Origin of the sequence: Nostoc sp. (assembly GCF_036917375.1) — a bacterium.
Lineage (GTDB): Bacteria > Cyanobacteriota > Cyanobacteriia > Cyanobacteriales > Nostocaceae > Nostoc.
This window is the reverse complement of record NZ_JBALDN010000007.1, coordinates 1-17,860: the sequence shown is the minus strand read 5'-3', so window position 1 is coordinate 17,860 and position 17,860 is coordinate 1. Positions and strand designations below refer to the sequence as shown.

Genomic DNA, 17,860 nt, shown 5'->3' with positions numbered 1-17,860 from the left:
ATTTCAGATATTTATGCCTAAGCGAACGGCGGCAACCATGTAGCGAAAAATGTAGTCTAATAACTCAATATAATTACGAGCAGCTTCAAGAGAACAAGCCCAAACTGTCAAACCATGATCCCGAATTAGTAATGCGGATATTTGCGGTGGAGTGACGGCAAAGCGTTGTTCAATATCACCAACAATCAGGGCAACTTGGAGATGATTAGCAAAAATTGGCATCATACAACAGGGGTTTTCTTGCCAAACTCCCAAACCTTTGAGCATTTCTAGGGGTGGTAAAAGTAAACTATCACCTTCAACCAAACGAGAAACCAAATTGCTCTCAATAGAATGTATATGATAACAAGCAAGTGATTGTGGAAACAGGCGGTAAACTAGTTGATGAATAGCTGTTTCAGCTGAAGGTATCACCTGGGTGGCTGATCCTTCTATTTTGCCATCTGGAGCAATCAGAACAAAATCGTTGAGTAATAACTCACCCTTAGATTTACCACTAGCTGTAATCCAAAAACTGCCATCAGCTAATCGAGCCGAGAGGTTGCCGGCAGTTCCTACCATCCAACCTTGTTGGTAAAAATACCGAGCAGTGGCAATTAGTTGCAAACGAGGATCTGGTAATGTTGGGTTTAACTCCATGATTTGGCTAAATAATCGCGGATTTGGAAAAAATCATTCCAAGGAATATAGGGTTTTTGGTGTTCATCTAAATATTCTGCTAAGGGAGAGCGTGCAAAGACAACAGAAGCTTGCAATCCCATATTTAAGTCGGTAATGGAGTCACCAATAGCGATCTTTTCATCGGCTGAGTACCGATCCATAACTTGCACCTTAGCGATCAGTTCTGTATCTCCTTCGTATTCAGAATTTACTTTTAAATAAGCACTGCTAATATCGACATCTACAGCATAAATTTTCTCTATTCTATGCAATATCTTATCTAAAACAACCTCTACCATTCCCCGTAGTCCCCCAGAAATTACTATTAATGAAACTCCCTGAAACTCCAGAAAATCCAATAACTCTATAAACCCAGGACGTATCAATTGAGGTTTAGTAAATTCCAGAATTTCTGGATAACTTGCAGATGGAATTGATTGCAGAATTTCCTTGACTCCCTCTCGCAGTGTCAGCCTTTTTGCATACATTTCAGGCAGTAGTTTTGCAGAAAGTACTGGTGCAAACTTTTTCAGAACCGCGACAAAAGTTTCGTCAACTGTAATAGTGCCATCAAAGTCACAAAAAACAATCCGCTTCATACTGATTTGTAATTCGTAATGTTTGATAATTTAGAATTGAGCAAAGAAAGGCAGAAGGCAGAAAATATATTTTGCCCTCTGTAAAGCGGGTTTAAAGCCCCTAAATTTATTTATGGGGATTACTTTCTGCCTTCTGCCTTCTCAACTGACTAGGGGTTGGCGGGTGCGAATTTCTCTGCCTGTATATTGGGGTATCCAACCTTCTGTAGTGATGAAATAGCGTACTGCTTTCACTCGCTTTGCTGGGGTAAGATAAAACCAATGTTCGGTTCCGGCTGGGATGTTGATATATTCTTCTGGTTGTACTGTCAGTTCTACTTGACTACCATCAGAACGTACAAAGCCAAAAATCGCTTCTCCATCAATGATGTAGCGGACTTCATGATCTGCATGGGTATGAATTTGGTCAAACTTTGCCATTGACTCATCAAGGTTAGGAATCCCTTGATGAAGGACAACCAAATCACGAGATTTATAGCCGGCTGTCTGTTGTAGTTGTTCAAAGTAACTATCTATTGCTTTGAGTACTTGTTCTTTTTCATCTTCGTTGAGACTATCCTGTGCCAACAAATGTTGGAGTCTGGGGTTATCTCCTACCGTCTGACGATTAATTTGAATATTCAGGGGCGCTAATTCCTGAGCAATGTGAATTAAATCGGTGTAGAGAGTTCCATTTTCTAGTTTGAGAACTGCCATTTTTGACCTCCAGTAAAATAGTTAGAATAAGGCTTTTGAGGTATAAGGGACTTCCAACTAAAAAAATATCCTATCGCTGTGTAAGCAGAAGAGCCGACTTGCCGTGAGCGTAGTCGAACGGGAGCAGAGGGAGAAATGGTATTAGGTAATTTATATTGTTAGCGCGGTGAAACTTCTGCATTCAACCAATTGGCAAAACCCTGATTAACTGCTGTCGGAGAAATTTCGGCGATGAAATTAGTATAAGTAATATGCTCTTGAATAAGTTTTTCAATTTCTAAAGCATAACCATCTTGCGTTTTGATGATTAAAACAACTTCTGGTTCTTCAGTAATTTCTCCTTGCCAACTATAAGCACAAGTAATTGGGAACCAATTAACACAAACTGCTAACTTACATTCCAGTAATGCTCGACCAATTTGACGTGCTTCATCTGTATTGTTTAAAGTTACATAGTAGAGTTTCATAAAATTTTCCGACTTACAATTAGAGTGAGAAAATACGCCCTAATCCCTCTAGCTTGGCTACTGTTGCTTGTAAATGGGATAAATGAGTCTCCAGAGCTTCCACAGATGTCCACTTCTCTACAAAAGTAAACTTATTTTATCTCGTTATGCCAGTATATTAGACCTCTTGCAAAAGTGCTTTTTGCAAGAGGGGGAAAAGGGTAAAGGTTAAAGGGGAAGGGACTTTTGCAGAACCTTTTCCCCCGCCCCTTATCCCCAGAGGGAACACCACCTTCCCCTTTTTCCGACAAATGCCAAGAAGTATATTGACTCTTTCGTGCCTCCACGATTATGGGAGCAGTTGGGGCTGGTGGTATGGGATTTGAGCTAATTGGCGCACTTCGCCCGATCGATGACTGGGAAGTTTCAGCAGTGCTGTTAGTTATTTTGCTTATGGTCATTCTGGTTGATAGTTTTAGTAGTTATCTTAGGAAACGTTTAGTCTAGGAGGTTGCTGATGAAACCTAAAGTTGTAATTACCCACTGGGTTCACCCTGAAATTATTACAAACTTAAGTCAGTATTGTGAGGTAATTGCAAATCCAACTAGAGAGACTTTACCGCGTGAAGAAATTCTCAAGTTGGCGCAGAATGCAGAAGCTTTGATGGTTTTTATGCCAGATCGAATCGATGAGGCGTTTCTGAAAGCTTGTCCAAAATTGAAGATTATCGCCGGAGCATTGAAAGGTTACGATAACTTTGATGTTGATGCCTGTACTCGTCAAGGTATTTGGTTCACAATCGTACCTAGCTTATTGGCTGTGCCAACAGCTGAGTTGACGATTGGATTGATTATCGGGTTAGCCTGTCAGATGTTGCCAGGCGATCGCTTGATTCGTCAAGGTACGTTTGCCGGTTGGCGACCGCATCTATACGGTATGGGATTAGCAAACCGAACATTGGGAATTGTTGGTATGGGGAGCCTGGGGCAAGCTCTGGCTCAACGGCTTTCTAGTTTTGAAATGAACTTGATTTACACCGATGCGATGCCTTTACCCAAGGAAAAAGCCGCAGCTTGGTGCTTGTCACGGGTTTCTCTAGATACGCTATTGGCAACCAGTGATTTTGTTGTGCTAATGGTTCCTCTGCAACCAGAAACCTTTCATTTGATAAATGAGACATCTTTAGCACGGATGAAACCAGGGAGTTTCTTAATCAATCCGTGTCGTGGCTCAGTAGTTGATGAACAAGCGGTGAGCGATGCTTTAGCCTCTGGACATTTAGCAGGTTATGCCGCTGATGTATTTGAACTAGAAGATTGGGCCCGTAGCGATCGCCCGTCGAAAATTCCTCCATCTCTGCTAGAGAAACAAGACCAAACTTTTTTTACTCCCCATTTAGGATCTGCGGTGGATGATTTACGATATGACATTGCTATAGAAGCATCTCAAAATATTTTACAAGCCTTACAAGGTCATTCTCCTCAAGGAGCAATCAATTGTCCAATAGAAAATAATTAATAAGTAGTCAGACAGAATTAATTACACAATGTCATTGCGCAAAGCGGAATGTTTGCGGAGCGTCTCGTAAAGCCTGCGGCATAGCTACGCCCTAAGCGTAGCCTCTCGTAGAGAAGAGAAGCAATTCACTTGCGGCTACCAACAACTGTGATTTGATAGCCAGAAAATGTTCATCCGCTAATATTTAAAAATGCCACACTGCTTGACCAATTAACGGTTTGGTTGAGTAAGTAACGAATAAACAAATTTTTAATAGTGTGTATTTCCTCAGTTGTCAAATTTGCCGCCAGACGATCGGCATAACTTGGTCGATTAACATTAGCAGTAAATAAACGCTTGAGAAAATTGTCAGAGATGTGCATTGGTGTCAAATACTGTTCAAGAACCACTTGTACGTAGTGTCTATTTGAAGCAAAAGCCTGACGCAAATCGTCAGCATCCCAGTTAAGCATGGGGTCAGAAGTATCTGTATAAATAGCTTCTTCCGCTAAAACTAATCGCTCATACAATTGGGCGTCGAGATTTTGGCTGGGCAGTAAGCGGTAAAATCTTTGGGTATGACGAGGTACTGTCTCAGCTAAAATAAGTTTGACTGAGTGCGGGAGCAATTGACCTAAAATTTGAGCAGCAAGTCCCTTATCTGATTCTGAGGCTAGTATATTGCGCCCGATAATAGAGTCAAACTGTACATTTGGTGCAAGAGATGCCAGCATAGCAGGTATCTGTGCAACAGATGCAGTAAAAACTATTGGTCGCATTGTTTCAGGAAGTGCCGCAGCTTGTTCAATTAAAGCATTGGCATCAGAGCGATCGCGAACACAGGCATAAACCCCACCTTCTGGAACTTGTCGGATTGCTTCCCAAGTAAGTAAACCAGTAGCGGCATTTAAATCTAATACTAAATGATGACGTTGTAATTGAGCGAAAGTGAAAATGCGATCGCGCACAGATGCTAATTGTGTACTTACCTGAGAAAGTGTGCGTTGCAACCAGCGTTCATCTGCGCGGTCAACAGTTCCATAAGTCATGATTTCCATTGGTGCAACACCAATACCTTCTACTATTGCAGCAAGTTGAGCTTCCCGACGACGTGCCACTTGTGTAGCGATTTGGTGTTCATAACCTTGGGTTGATGGTTGGTAAAACAATTGACCTTGCAAGCTAGAGGGTAAATATTGCTGTGCTACCCAATGATCTCGATAAGCGTGAGGATAGAGATAACCTGCTCCATGTCCAAAACCTTTTTTATCCCGATTGGCATCTTTAAGATGAGTGGGAACTTCTGCAACATTTTCATTTTCTACTGCGGCTAAAGCATCAAAAAAGCCCATAAGGCTATTGGATTTTGGTGCAGTCGCTAAATAAAGTACAGCCTGCGCCAAATGATAACGTCCTTCCGGCATTCCCACGCGATCGAATGCTTCGGCACAGGCATTGGTGACAACAACTGCTTGTGGATCGGCTAATCCGACATCTTCGCTGGCCAGAATTAACATCCGACGGAAGATAAAACGGGGGTCTTCACCTGCATAAACCATTTTAGCCAGCCAGTAGAGTGCTGCATCTGGGTCAGAACCTCGTAAGCTCTTGATAAAAGCACTGATGGTATCAAAATGGGCGTCCCCTTCTTTGTCGTATAAAACAGCACGCTGCTGAATTGATTCTTCTGCAACTGCTAGGGGAATATGAATAACACCTGTACCATCGGGAGGTGTAGTCTCTACAGCCAGTTGCAAAGCATTTAATAATGAACGAGCATCACCGTTAGCAACATTAACTAAATGATCTAAAGCATCTGCGTCAATTTGTACTGTTAAGTTGCCATAACCGCGTTCCGAATCAGCTAGTGTTTGCTCAACAATTTTGTATAAATCTTTGTCACCTAATTGTTGAAGTTGAAAAATCCGCGAACGGCTGACAAGTGCTTTATTGACTTCAAAAAAAGGATTTTCGGTGGTAGCACCAATGAGAATGATTGTACCATTCTCTACCCAAGGCAATAGAGCATCTTGCTGAGACTTATTAAAACGATGGACTTCATCGACAAAAAGAATAGTTCGTTGGTTATGGAACTTGCGCTGTTGTTGGGCTATTTCAATTGCCGCTCGAATTTCTTTGACTCCCGAAAGTACAGCATTGATAGCGATGAAGTGAGCGCGGGTAGTGTTGGCAATAACACGGGCTAAAGTAGTCTTGCCAGTTCCTGGTGGTCCAGAAAAGATTAAGGAAGACAGTTGATCCAAGCTAATAGCACGCCGCAGTAGCCTTCCTTGTCCGATAATATGATCTTGTCCAACAAATTCATCAAGTGTTCTTGGACGCATCCGAGCCGCTAGGGGTGCTTCTTCTTCAGTTATTTTTGCAAGATGCTGGTCAAATAAATCCATTATTTAATTACTGCCAACTCTGATTTTTAAGAAAAATCAATTACTATCTGATTAATTCTGACAACATTTGCTCTAGAAATTCTTCGATCGCCCAAATCAAATCAATTGTCTTTTCTGAGAAATTTCTCATCGTAATGTCGCATACTCTATTGGCTGTCTCTTCTATCCACCGGAATTTTATTTATTCTTCAGGTTTTTGAGTATACATTCTATGCATATCTGAGAGTTGCAAGGATTTTTCATCTAAAATCCCAAATTGGTATGATTTATTTTTCGGAAATCCCTGAGTATAATTCTGATACCAATTGAAAAAAATCCAGAAGCCACGATTCAAAAGTTACAACTTTCGTAGTGAGGGTCTTAAACCCCTGTCATTTATCCATCAGTCAGACTTCAATACAAGCAAGAGAATTCTGGCGAAGGTCGCTGGAGTGCGATCGCAGCAATTGATGCGGTGTTAAGTGCAGCGCTCTTTGTCCGCTTTACGCGGCGAAGCAGACTTTGACAACAAATTTTTGTCAGCCATACGTTATCAGTTTGGCGGGCATCATAAAAAAGCTAATTCCTAAAGAGGTTAGTCATGGGAACTCCTGATTCAGACGCACTGGTATTTTTTGGGGCAACAGGTGACTTGGCCTACAAGAAAATCTTCCCCAGCCTTCAGGCAATGGTACGACGGGGTAATCTTAATGTCCCAGTGATTGGGGTTGCCGGACGACCTTGGACGACGGATCAACTTAGAGAAAGGGCCCGTGATAGCCTAGAACATCATGGTGGTATAGATCGAGCCGCATTTGAGAAACTTTCTGGACTACTCCAATACGTTGCTGGTGACTATAACAAACCAGAAACTTACGAAAAATTACGTCAAGCCCTTGGTGATGCCACTCATCCCTTGTACTATTTGGCAATTCCACCCAGCCTGTTTGCACAAGTAGTGTCAGGATTGGGCGAATCAGGGTGTGCTAAAAATGCGCGGGTGGTAATTGAAAAACCATTTGGACGGGATTTGAAATCAGCACGTGAGTTAAATCAAATTCTGGCATCAGTTTTTCCCGAATCATCCATCTATCGCATCGACCATTACCTGGGCAAAGAACCACTGCTGAATTTACTCTATTTTCGGTTTGCCAACTCTCTTCTCGAACCTATCTGGAATCGCAATTATGTTGAAAGTATCCAGATTGTGATGGCAGAGGACTTTGGCATTCAAGGAAGGGGGCGCTTCTATGAGGAGACTGGTGCAATTCGGGATGTGGTGGAAAACCACATGCTGCAAGTATTGGCTTCAGTGTGCATGGATGCTCCCGCTAGTACGGCTACCGATTCCATCCGGGATGAAAAAGAGCGTATTCTCAAAGCTATACCTTCACTGCAACCCGATGATATTATTCGGGGTCAATTTTCTGATTACCGCAACGAAGAAGGCGTTTCGCCTGACTCTCAAGTAGAAACATTTGTTGCCGTGCGGTTATTTATTAATACGTGGCGGTGGTCAGGAGTTCCCATCTACATCCGGGCTGGAAAGAAATTGCCTGTTAAAACTACTGAGGTGATGGTCAAGCTCAAGTGTCCGCCTTTAGATGTGTTCCAGGAGGGAGGAAAAGAAAACGCTAATTATGTTCGTTTTTTACTAGATCCAGAGGTAATTGTGGGATTGGGCGCTCGCACTAAAATCCCTGGAGAAGATATGATCGGCTCTGCGGTTGAACTCCTGGCCTTCTATGGAGGTGGCGACGAGATGGAACCCTATGAGCGTCTTTTGGGTGATGCTATGCGGGGCGATCCCACCTTATTTGTACGCGAAGATACCGTAGAAGAGGAATGGCGGATTGTCCAGCCAATTCTCGATAACGTCACACCTGTTCATAAGTATGAACCAAATACATGGGGGCCACCTGAGTCAGATAAACTGCTCTTGCCAAAGGATCAGTGGTACAATCCCTTATCTAGAGAGTAGTATAGATTACTCTAAGTCTGGGCGATATCAAGGAATTTGGCGAAATGCGATAATTTTAATCATTTAAAAAGTATTTTTTGCGCATTTGGCAGGAGATGCCGTTTATTTATAAATTCTGTATTCAACCTCATCCAAAATATCGCCACTCTTGTTAATCTGTTGAAACTCCCGAAATACTTTACCCTCAAGACTTTCTGCAATTTTCTGGCTGGGGATATTTCTTTTATCAACAGGGTAGGAAAGATAATTGTATTCCAAATTTTTATCCACCCAGTCTTTTAGTGCATCAATTGCCTCTCTACCAAAACCATGACCATGAGCGGATTTCTTGAGCCAAATTCCTAACTCCGGTGTCTGAGTATCAATAGCACCAACCTCGCAAATTCCTAAAAACTCTAAACTATCCTTTTTGAGAATTACCAACACTAGGTCAGTGTGATTTTCTCGTTGTAGAATCATCTCTCTAATTATCTTTTCGGTTTGACTGAGACTTTGGGCTGGTTTCGGATACATAAAGATGGTAATTTCGCTTGTAAATTCTCGAAATACATCTTCTGTATGTTTCAACGAAATCGTTTGCAAAATCAGTCTTTTAGACTCTAAACTTGCTTTTTCCAAACTCTCCATAAAACTGGTGCTGGCAACTACACAATCACTGATACAGCACTTCCAGCTATTATGTAATACAGGCCGCCAGGGAATAGAATTCCCTGTCTAATGGTGAAAGTCCTCTAGAAGAGGACTAGAAAAACTTGGGTTAAAGCGCTGACAGCTATTATGCAATACAGTACAGTTTTTCTTCTTGCCCTTTTCAATCATAGCTGCCGGAAGTGCTGTATAGAAACCAACCAAGGATACAACCCGGTCGATATCTACAATAAGAACGGGGACATCATCGATACGGGCACGGCGATGATGCAATCTCTGGCTTTGTCAACAACGTACACACTGACATGAATTCATATAATAAAGAAAATCCCAAAAGTTCACAAGATTCCTATTACGTGGATCGGGAATTTTATTATGAATTAATTAAAAGACTTCCAGAGTGGGAAAATGAAGGAAAAGCAGTTAATCAATCAATTGAGTTAGAGTGCAAAGCATTGCTGTTTCTGGAAGCACGGTTACTGGATGATGGTAAATTTGATGATTGGTTGGGGTTATTTACTAACAAATGCCTTTATTGGATTCCTACTATTCCAGGTGGTGGAGACCCTAGAAAAGAAGTATCCATTGCTTTCGATGACCACAGACGCTTAGAAGATAAGGTCTTTTGGTTGCAGTGTGGTTTTGCTTATGCTCAAACACCGCGATCGCGTACTAGCCGAATAATTAGTAATATTGAAATATTTTCGTGTGCAAAGGAAGAAGAAGTCAAAATTCGTTCCAACTTTCTCATTCACGAATTTCGCCAAGGACGGACGCAAACCTTTGCTGGTTGGTACTTACACAGGTTGCACCAGCAGTATGGCAAATGGAAAATAGCTCTCAAGCAGGTGAATTTAATTGATGCAGATCGAGGTCATGAAAACTTGAGTTTCTTACTTTGATTAGAGCGATTGTTAAGAATTGCGATGACGTACTTGCCCCTCGTAGGCGATCGCTAACTTGTGAGAAATCCGGCGGGGTAGGGGCGCAAGACCTTGTGTCCTGACGACTCAAATACATGAAAACTGCTGTAACAAAAAAATGTCTAATTTAGAGACGTATTAGCTTAAAGTTAGCAATATCATACAGGTCTATTTGTCAAATTTCTTTTGAGAAAAGCTAACCATGCTACATGGAAACAGCGAATTCAAACAAGACTATGACTGGGATTATCTAATTCAGCCAGAACGAGTCCACCGTTGTGTTTATACGGATGTGAGAATTTTCCAGGAGGAAATGATTCGGATTTTTGGCGGAACCTGGGTTTACCTTGCTCATGAAAGCGAAATACCCAACCCCAACGATTTTAAGACATCTAATCTGGGGCATCGTCCAATTATTATCCTGCGCGATCGCCAAGATAAAATTCGCGCTTTGTTCAATCGCTGTACCCATAGAGGATCGACAGTTTGCCGTGAAACTCGTGGTTGTGCGAAAACTTTTACTTGTCCTTATCATGGCTGGACTTATAGCAACACAGGCAAACTCACAGGAGTTCCTTGGGCAAAGGGTTATGCTCCTGACTTCCATCGTCCAGAATTTAACCTGGGACAAATTCCTTGGGTAGAAAGCTATCGTGGTTTTATCTTTGGGACTTTGAATTCTGAAGCACCAGATTTAATCACCTATCTCGGACGAGCCAAAGATTTATTGGATCAGTGGATTGACCGTTTTCCCAACGCTCAAATCACCGTACAAAGTAGCGCACATAAAATGATTTATCAAGGTAACTGGAAGTTTACCTACGATAATGCCGCTGATGGTTATCATGTCCCCTTTTCACACCGTTCTCTGCTGGCTGTGGCCAATCGCTTAGAAACCGAAAAAGACATGCAATATTTTGCCCACAATCCTGATGAAGGGCCGATGTATGTGCAGTACCTTGGTCATGGGCACATGTTCATCGATCAGCGCCCCAGTTACGAAAAACGAGCTGGTGCTTTCTGGCAACAACAACGACCCCAGCCAGGACGAGAAGCTTATGAAGCCGAGATTCGAGAAAAGTGGGGCGATCGGGCAGATTATTGGTTAGATTTGTCCATTGGTTCGCAGATGAATTTAACTATTTTTCCCAATCTGCTAGTTTTTGGCAATCAAATCGAAGTGATTGAACCGCTAGCTGTCGATCGCACTCAACTGACAATATATGCTACCACCATCGCTGAAGTACCAGATGAAGTAAATGTTTTGCGAATGAGAACTCAGGAAGATTTTCCCAGTTTTGGCATTCCTGACGATACGATCAACTTTGCTGAATGTCAGCGCGGGTTAAGTATTCCAGAAATCGAGTGGGTGGCAATGAATCGCGGTTTTGGCATTAGCGATCGCCATCATGTTGATGTTGATGGTGTCATCACCGGGCCTGTAACAGATGAGTTAGCAATTCGCGGTTATCACCAAGAATGGAAACGCCTCATGAAGGCTGATTTCAAACTCACCGCACAAGCAGTTGAACATGATTAGGCAATCCAAATGAAAAGACCTGGATTTATTGAGCGTCATCACCTGTGGACAGCAATCCAAAAAGAAGCATCTGAAAAGATCGAGGCTGTTGTCAAAGAACGGGATCTATTGTTGATTCGTACCGCTTGGTCAGACCAGCATGGGATTGTTCGCAGCAAATCGCTCTTACCCCAGACATTTTTCAGCGCCTTAGAAAACGGTATGCAAATCAGCACAGGGACATTCCTGTTTGATACTGGTGGTGCAATAGTATTTAACCCGTTTGTTCCTGGCGGTAGTTTAGATATGCCTTTGATGACAGGTGCGCCAAATCTTGTGGCTGTTCCTGACCCTGATACCTTCAAAATTCTGCCTTGGGCAAAACGTACTGGCTTTATTCTCTGTGACGAGTACTTTCAAAATGGTCAGGTAATGCCCTTTTCCAGTCGCGGTATTTTGCGCCAATCATTGGTAGAGTTACATCAAAGAGGATTGGAGCATATTGTCGGTTTAGAGGTTGAGTGGTATCTGGCAAAGTTAGAAGATCCGATGTTAGCGATCGCTAATGTTGGTACTTCTGGAAAACCTGGTGAACCTGCCAAAGTTAGCGCTGTAGAGCATAGTTTCCAATACCTTTTAGAATCGCACAATCCAGAAATTCACGACTTGCTGCGTATTCTGGCAGAAAACTTAGTTGAAATGGGATTGCCTTTAAGAAGTGTAGAAAACGAAGGAGGTGCGGGTCAATTTGAATTTACCTTTGACCCGATTCCGGCATCACAAGCTGCGGATACAATGATGATATTCCGAATGGCGACCAAGCAAATCTGCCGTCAACAAGGTTACATCGCATCATTTATGTGTCGTCCAGGATTGCAAGGTTCTTCTTCCAATGGCTGGCATTTGCACCAATCCCTTGTAGACCGAACCACAGGCGAGAACGCTTTCATGTCTGCAAACTCTAAAACCCTAATGTCAGATTTAGGTAAACATTTCGTTGGTGGTCTTCTGAAACACGCCAATCCCGCTTCTGTGTTCACAACCCCGACAATTAACGGCTACAAAAGATTTAGGCCTTATTCTCTAGCACCTGACCGTGCCGGATGGGGATTGGAAAACCGAGGGGCAATGATTAGATTACAAGGCGGTTATGATGACCCCACTACCCACATTGAAAACCGAGTTGGAGAACCAGCAGCCAATCCTTATCTGTATATGGCATCGCAATTGATTTCTGGGCTAGATGGTGTAGATCGTAAACTTGACCCTGGCTCCCCAACAGATGAACCTTACGCTACAGAAAGTCCCACCTTACCCAAAAGTTTGCCAGAGGCGATTTCATATTTGAGCCAAAGCGAACTTTTTTCTCAAAAAATGGGGCAGCAGTTCATTAATTTCATCATTAAGATGAAACAGAGTGAAATTAATCGCTTTTTGCAGTCCGTCGGCGATCGGCTACCAGAAGACTATTTAAAGCAGGTGACTAACTGGGAGCAAAGAGAATATTTTGAATTATTTTGAAGTGAATAGCTAGTACTGTTTCACAATTGCGCTCCGTCCATACTTACTGTAAGAAAAATTATTATATTTTTGACTTTATACAAGCATAATTACACAAAAGTAAATATTTGTTAAATAATAAATTAATACTTATTTTGGTAAGTCAAACCTCGCCAATTTCCGAGGTTGAGTTGATGTATAAACTCTTATTTTGGCAAAGTATTAGTATGTAATATGTCATACAATACAGGAGATATTTAAGTTCAGTTTTTATAGGAGAAAGATTGTGTCTGAAAACAAACCAGAAAAGTTGAATTCACAAGCAGTACCATTCTTTGCTCGATTCTTGGAAGGGCAAAGCCTTGAAGACCTTTCTGATGAAGACTCAAAAGCGATTATCGGTGGTAAATGTAATAATGCCACAAACAAGAATAAGGATGAAATTGTAGTAACAACTCTGAAGTTTCCATCCGATCAAGAAGATGGCGCAGTAACTAAGAAGTATCCTTCTGATAGTGATGACGCTGTTACTCAGAAGTATCCTTCAGATGGCGATGATGACAGTTCACCGTGTAAACCTGTATAGCTGCATACTTGTGATTACACCAAAGATGCGGTTTTAAAACTATTGTCAGTATAAAAATACAGTTAGTGCCAACTTCATTTAGGGGTTGGCTTCTCATTAAAATTAAGTTCACTTGTTTAAAATTTTGCTTTCTCAACAGTTAACAATAGTGAAAATGCAAAAACTAATAAAAATATTTTATGCACCTCGATCGTGATGTAGTTTTATTAATCACCCATAGTGGTGATTACTTTACAATAGATAGAGTTGCAGAAGCAGTATCAAAACTAGGCGCACAGCCATTTCGTCTTGATACTGATAAGTTTCCGATCGCACTCCAACTCCAGGCTAATTTAAGTAACTCTGGTAGCAATCATACACTGCAATATAGCGATCGCTCCCTCAACACCGAGCAAGTGCAAGCAGTATGGATGCGGCGTATTTGGCAACCCGATCTCGGTAAAGAATTGGCTCCACAATTTCAAGCAGTCTGTTCTAATGAATCGCTCGCAGTCTTAGATGGCTTTTGGGACAGCCTGAGAGATGCTAAGTGGGTGGATGATTTACGCCGGATAAGTGCAGCTGAAAACAAGTTACGCCAACTGCGGATTGCATCGGAAGTAGGTCTTGTCATACCTCGGACTCTCGTCACCAACAATCCTCAAGAAGCACGAGAATTTTTCCACCAAGTTAAGGGAAAAATGATTGTCAAGCTGCTCAGACCTCTTTCTTCTGGGATGCAAGCCTCCTCTTTTTTCATGTATACCAGCGTCGTTAAAGAAGAAGACTTACTTGATGCTGAAACACTGCGCTATTGTCCAGTTATGTTTCAAGAACAAATTCCTAAACAGCAAGAACTACGAGCAGTGTATGTGAATGGCAATCTCTTTGTCGGGGCGCTAGATGCGTCTGAGTATGCAGCATCTACCCAGGATTGGCGACGTGAGACAAATAAGATTATTACCTGGCAACCAGAGCAATTACCTAATAAATTAATCCGTTGTTTAGATGCCTTTATGGCTAAGTTTGGACTGATTTTTGGAGCATTTGATTTGATTAAAACGCCATCAGGAGAATATGTTTTTTTAGAAATTAATCCGACAGGAGAGTGGGGAATGCTGGAGAGAGATTTAGACTATCCAATTGCTCTAGCGATCGCATCTGCACTACTTTCAACAAGCCCGAAGTAAAATGCTCTTACTTAAAAATTCCCAACCAACTGATAACCCCTATATTTATCTGTAGCGTACTTCATTCTCCCTATTTGTAAATGACTGTTTTAATCATTACTCACAGCCAAGATAACGAAAGTATTCCTCTAGTTATTCAGGCAATTGAAGCCCAAGGAAAGAAAGCATTTCGTTTTGACACAGACCGATTTCCCACAGAAATGCAGTTAGATATTTACTATGGTCGTACTAAGCGAGTGATTCTGAGTGTCGATGATCAGACATTAGATTTAAATGAAGTATCAGCAGTTTGGTATCGGCGCATTGCAATTGGGTCAAAAATTCCCAACTCGATGGATAGGCAACTTAGAGAAGCCTCACTGAAAGAATCTCGCGTCAGCATTGAGGGAATGATTGCTAGTATCAGGGGGTTTCATCTTGACCCTCTGCCAAATATTCGCCGAGCCGAAAATAAGCAACTGCAATTAGAAATAGCAAGAGATATCGGTCTAGATACGCCTCGCACTCTGACTACAAATAATCCCATAGCAGTGAAGCAATTTGCCCAAGAGTGTCAGCAGGGAATGATTACCAAAATGCTCTCTTCTTTTGCTATTTATGATGAACGAGGGCGAGAAAAAGTTGTGTTTACAAATCCAATTTCATCAGAGGATCTAGACAACCTTGATGGCTTACGTTTCTGCCCAATGACATTTCAGGAGAAGATTCCCAAGGCATTGGAATTGCGGACAATAATTGTAGGTAAGCGCGTGCTAACGGCTGCGGTTGATTCTCAAGCTTTAGATAAGGCACGTTACGACTGGCGCAAACAGGGAATCGCCTTACTCGACGCTTGGGAATCATACACTTTGCCCGAAGATGTCGAAGAGAAATTGCTCAAACTCATGGCAGAATTTGGTTTAAACTATGGGGCGCTTGATATTATTTTGACTCCTGATGGTCGTCATGTATTCCTTGAAGTTAACCCAGTTGGCGAGTTCTTCTGGCTGGAACGCTGTCCTGGCTTACCGATTTCTCAGGCGATCGCTGAGGTTTTAAATAACGCTCTTTTGTGACTCTGATGAAAGAAAAAAATGTAGGTTGGGTTGAACTTTAGTGAAACCCAACAAAACCAAAGATTTTTCGTGTTGGGTTTCGTTCCTCAACCCAACCTACTCGTAAATTTATCAAAGCCTTAACAATCAAGGGTTATGAATTTTTATTTAACGAGAGTAATAGAAGAGCGATAATTCAGCTAGTTGATTACAATTTCTCTTTAGCTGGCGTTGCAATACCGCGTTTAACTAGACCCGCTTCAAGTTCCTGAATGAATTTTAAGTCTTCCTCCAATAAAAGCTGACTTTCGCTAGAAGAAAGATTTTTTTCCAGAAAAGCAAATGCTTGGCGAAATTGACGCGGATTTGCTTTAATTAGCGATTCAAAGTGACAGGAAATAATCTGCTGAAAATCCCAACTTGCAACTGTATCAGCCCAGTTGAGGACTTGTCTTGGTGCTTGAGGAAAAATCAGGATTTGCAAAATCGGTGCGACAAATGGTCGTCCCTGACCTCGTAGAGCGTCGAATGCTTGCTTCCAGTTTTCTTGCCAGCGAAAAGGAAATAAACCAAAGTACGTTTTTAGCGATCGCTGTGGTGCTTTGAGAGCATCACGAAACATCTGTCCGATTGAAGCAACTTCTAAGGCACTTGGACGGAAGTAAAGCGCAAACAGTGAAATGCGTTGCCATCCCTTGCGGCGGTTGTCTTCATTGTCCTCGATTATCTCCCAGGCATTGTCCCTGGCATGAAACAGTAAAGGATAAGGATCTAATTGGAGGATTTCTGGTGGGTCAAATGGCACAGAAAGGATAGAATCAGTTACAAGCAGAGTGTGCGATCGCTTGTGAAACAATGCAACTTCTGCAAAAGAACCTCGTCCCAAGTCGATGTCCAATATTGCATAGTCAAACTCCAGAGCAAAGGGAGCAAGGCTTGAGTCCTCTGGGAGTTCTTGAGTTCGTTTTTGGGGAAAGCCTAGCCAACTAAGCGGCAGGTTGAACGGAAAACTCCACTGGTGCGGGGCAACAAAGACTTGTGCTTGAGGAAAGCGACGAGCAAAGGGGCCAACGAAGACTTTATGCTCCAGACCAGAACTGGTTGGCAGTATGATGTACTTAACTTCACCGTGCTTTGCTACCAACTCATTAACCAAGCGAACACACTCAGTTGTGGGAGCAACGGGTGCATAGACCAGAAGTCCTCCGGCAGCGAGCTTGACGATAGTCATACGAATCGGCACGATGGTGTAGAGAATGCCGTGAAGCTGATCGAATGTCCAGATAGTGTCCTGAACTATTTCCTGACGAAGTGTCCGCCGCCTGCCGTAGGGGTAAAGTGGGACAGCAGCCCAGAATGGCCATGACCAATCCTTGGGGTTGTTCAAAGGAGACATCTCTCGATCTTGTAGTTCAACCTTCGACTTAGATCCTTGTGAATTCATCGTCGTTCCATTGTCCTGGCAAGGGCCAGTTATGAGAGTGCTGTAGTGGCTATAAGAATTGATATAGCACGCTTGTCGGGCGAGGGCAACTGGCTAAAATCCCTATACAAAACTTGTCGGTAAAAAGAATTTTTTACCGAAAGTTTACCGCGATCGAGGCCCTTGTTGAGAGTGCGATCGCGGTAAAGTTGAGCTTTTGTAAGTAGATTAGACTTTGCAACTAAGTTACTAGATGTAGCAGTCAATTCCGACTTCTACTTCTCTTGTAAAGAGTCATTTTGTAAAAAGGTAAAAAATCATTCTTTTTTCAATTGTGGTGTAATAATATTAGTACAGAACGTAAATTTTGTAGATTTTTAGCAAATTGTACAAAATTTACATTTTTACTGTCATTTATTAATTTTGTAAAGCACTATGACTCGTATAAGTGCAACAGAAGCTCGTGCAAATTTTCAAGAGCTTATTAGTCGTGCTGAGTATAAGCGTGAGCGTATTGTGATTGAGCGTCATGGTAAACCTGCTGTAGCGATTATCAGTCTTGATGATTTGAAATTGCTTGAAGCTATAGAAGACGCTATTGATTCAGAGGCGCTTCGCCGTGCAGTTAGTGAAAATGATGGTTTTACTACGTTAGACGCAATGAGTGCCAAGCGTGGAGATGAGCGAACGCTATAGTTCAATACGGTTCAGTTAAGGCTGAAAGTCGTGTAAATTAAGCATTGTCCAAGAATGAAAATGAGCGTGTGGTGCATCTCAAAGATTTCTTATTG

The 17,860-nt window shown here is 42.1% G+C and carries 18 protein-coding genes; 10 read left to right on the top strand and 8 right to left on the bottom strand.

The features are described from left to right. Positions 1–3: 3 nt before the first annotated feature. The 4 genes from mtnB to cutA form a co-directional block, all read right to left on the bottom strand. Positions 4–639: a methylthioribulose 1-phosphate dehydratase gene (gene mtnB, locus V7K45_RS02135; protein WP_334999916.1), complete on the bottom strand. Its 636-nt coding sequence runs from the start codon at positions 637–639 to the stop codon at positions 4–6. Beyond that, entirely contained in the window at positions 630–1,259 is a 630-nt protein-coding gene (locus V7K45_RS02130; protein ID WP_334999914.1) for an HAD-IB family phosphatase, read from the bottom strand. The genes mtnB and V7K45_RS02130 overlap by 10 nt, the downstream gene beginning before the upstream one ends. A 141-nt stretch (positions 1,260–1,400) precedes the next feature. Continuing rightward, positions 1,401–1,955 carry a 1,2-dihydroxy-3-keto-5-methylthiopentene dioxygenase gene (locus V7K45_RS02125; RefSeq protein ID WP_334999912.1) on the bottom strand — a complete coding sequence of 185 codons (555 nt, stop codon included), beginning with the start codon at positions 1,953–1,955 and terminating at the stop codon, positions 1,401–1,403. 158 nt (positions 1,956–2,113) lie between these two features. Continuing rightward, on the bottom strand, positions 2,114–2,422 hold the full coding sequence (gene cutA / locus V7K45_RS02120; RefSeq protein ID WP_334999910.1) for a divalent-cation tolerance protein CutA: 309 nt from the start codon (positions 2,420–2,422) through the stop codon (positions 2,114–2,116). Between the two features lie 330 nt (positions 2,423–2,752). Here cutA and V7K45_RS02115 point away from each other — a divergent pair, with 330 nt between their 5' ends. After that, positions 2,753–2,908, top strand: coding sequence for a hypothetical protein (locus V7K45_RS02115; protein WP_442941947.1), 156 nt, complete (start codon positions 2,753–2,755; stop codon positions 2,906–2,908). A 10-nt stretch (positions 2,909–2,918) separates the two neighbouring features. Beyond that, on the top strand, positions 2,919–3,920 hold the full coding sequence (locus V7K45_RS02110; RefSeq protein WP_334999908.1) for a phosphonate dehydrogenase: 1,002 nt from the start codon (positions 2,919–2,921) through the stop codon (positions 3,918–3,920). Positions 3,921–4,090: 170 nt separating this feature from the next. Here the strand turns inward: V7K45_RS02110 and V7K45_RS02105 are convergent, their stop codons facing one another. Further along, a complete protein-coding gene (locus V7K45_RS02105; RefSeq protein ID WP_334999906.1) occupies positions 4,091–6,307 on the bottom strand; it encodes an AAA family ATPase in 2,217 nt (738 codons plus the stop codon). A 580-nt stretch (positions 6,308–6,887) separates the two neighbouring features. On the opposite strand from V7K45_RS02105, the gene zwf reads away from it, so the two are divergent. Then, the gene (zwf, locus tag V7K45_RS02100; protein WP_334999904.1) at positions 6,888–8,267 is read left to right on the top strand and encodes a glucose-6-phosphate dehydrogenase; all 1,380 of its coding nucleotides are present in this window, start codon (positions 6,888–6,890) and stop codon (positions 8,265–8,267) included. 102 nt (positions 8,268–8,369) lie between these two features. Here the strand turns inward: zwf and V7K45_RS02095 are convergent, their stop codons facing one another. Next, positions 8,370–8,894 (bottom strand): GNAT family N-acetyltransferase, encoded by a 525-nt coding sequence (locus V7K45_RS02095; RefSeq protein WP_334999902.1) that lies wholly within the window; start codon positions 8,892–8,894, stop codon positions 8,370–8,372. Between the two features lie 326 nt (positions 8,895–9,220). Between V7K45_RS02095 and V7K45_RS02090 the strand changes: the two genes are divergently transcribed. From V7K45_RS02090 to V7K45_RS02065, 6 genes are all read left to right on the top strand, one after another. Further along, the gene (locus V7K45_RS02090) at positions 9,221–9,817 is read left to right on the top strand and encodes an aromatic-ring-hydroxylating dioxygenase subunit beta (protein WP_334999900.1); all 597 of its coding nucleotides are present in this window, start codon (positions 9,221–9,223) and stop codon (positions 9,815–9,817) included. Positions 9,818–10,040: 223 nt separating this feature from the next. After that, positions 10,041–11,378, top strand: a complete 1,338-nt coding sequence (locus V7K45_RS02085) for an aromatic ring-hydroxylating oxygenase subunit alpha (protein WP_334999898.1) — start codon at positions 10,041–10,043, stop codon at positions 11,376–11,378. Positions 11,379–11,387: 9 nt separating this feature from the next. Next, the gene (locus tag V7K45_RS02080) at positions 11,388–12,878 is read left to right on the top strand and encodes a glutamine synthetase family protein (RefSeq protein WP_334999896.1); all 1,491 of its coding nucleotides are present in this window, start codon (positions 11,388–11,390) and stop codon (positions 12,876–12,878) included. A gap of 265 nt (positions 12,879–13,143) precedes the next feature. Continuing rightward, complete coding sequence (locus tag V7K45_RS02075) at positions 13,144–13,443, top strand: microviridin/marinostatin family tricyclic proteinase inhibitor (RefSeq protein ID WP_334999894.1); 300 nt, start codon at positions 13,144–13,146, stop codon at positions 13,441–13,443. 179 nt (positions 13,444–13,622) lie between these two features. Continuing rightward, the gene (locus V7K45_RS02070; RefSeq protein ID WP_334999892.1) at positions 13,623–14,612 is read left to right on the top strand and encodes an MvdC family ATP-grasp ribosomal peptide maturase; all 990 of its coding nucleotides are present in this window, start codon (positions 13,623–13,625) and stop codon (positions 14,610–14,612) included. A gap of 80 nt (positions 14,613–14,692) precedes the next feature. Next, positions 14,693–15,667 (top strand): MvdD family ATP-grasp ribosomal peptide maturase, encoded by a 975-nt coding sequence (locus V7K45_RS02065; protein WP_334999890.1) that lies wholly within the window; start codon positions 14,693–14,695, stop codon positions 15,665–15,667. 187 nt (positions 15,668–15,854) lie between these two features. On the opposite strand, the gene V7K45_RS02060 is transcribed toward V7K45_RS02065, so the two are convergent. Both V7K45_RS02060 and V7K45_RS02055 read right to left on the bottom strand, forming a co-directional pair. Next, positions 15,855–17,090, bottom strand: a complete 1,236-nt coding sequence (locus tag V7K45_RS02060) for a DUF4336 domain-containing protein (protein WP_334999888.1) — start codon at positions 17,088–17,090, stop codon at positions 15,855–15,857. A gap of 29 nt (positions 17,091–17,119) precedes the next feature. Continuing rightward, positions 17,120–17,335 carry a hypothetical protein gene (locus V7K45_RS02055; RefSeq protein ID WP_334999886.1) on the bottom strand — a complete coding sequence of 72 codons (216 nt, stop codon included), beginning with the start codon at positions 17,333–17,335 and terminating at the stop codon, positions 17,120–17,122. A 169-nt stretch (positions 17,336–17,504) separates the two neighbouring features. Here V7K45_RS02055 and V7K45_RS02050 point away from each other — a divergent pair, with 169 nt between their 5' ends. Next, complete coding sequence (locus V7K45_RS02050; RefSeq protein WP_334999884.1) at positions 17,505–17,765, top strand: type II toxin-antitoxin system Phd/YefM family antitoxin; 261 nt, start codon at positions 17,505–17,507, stop codon at positions 17,763–17,765. Positions 17,766–17,860 lie beyond the last annotated feature (95 nt).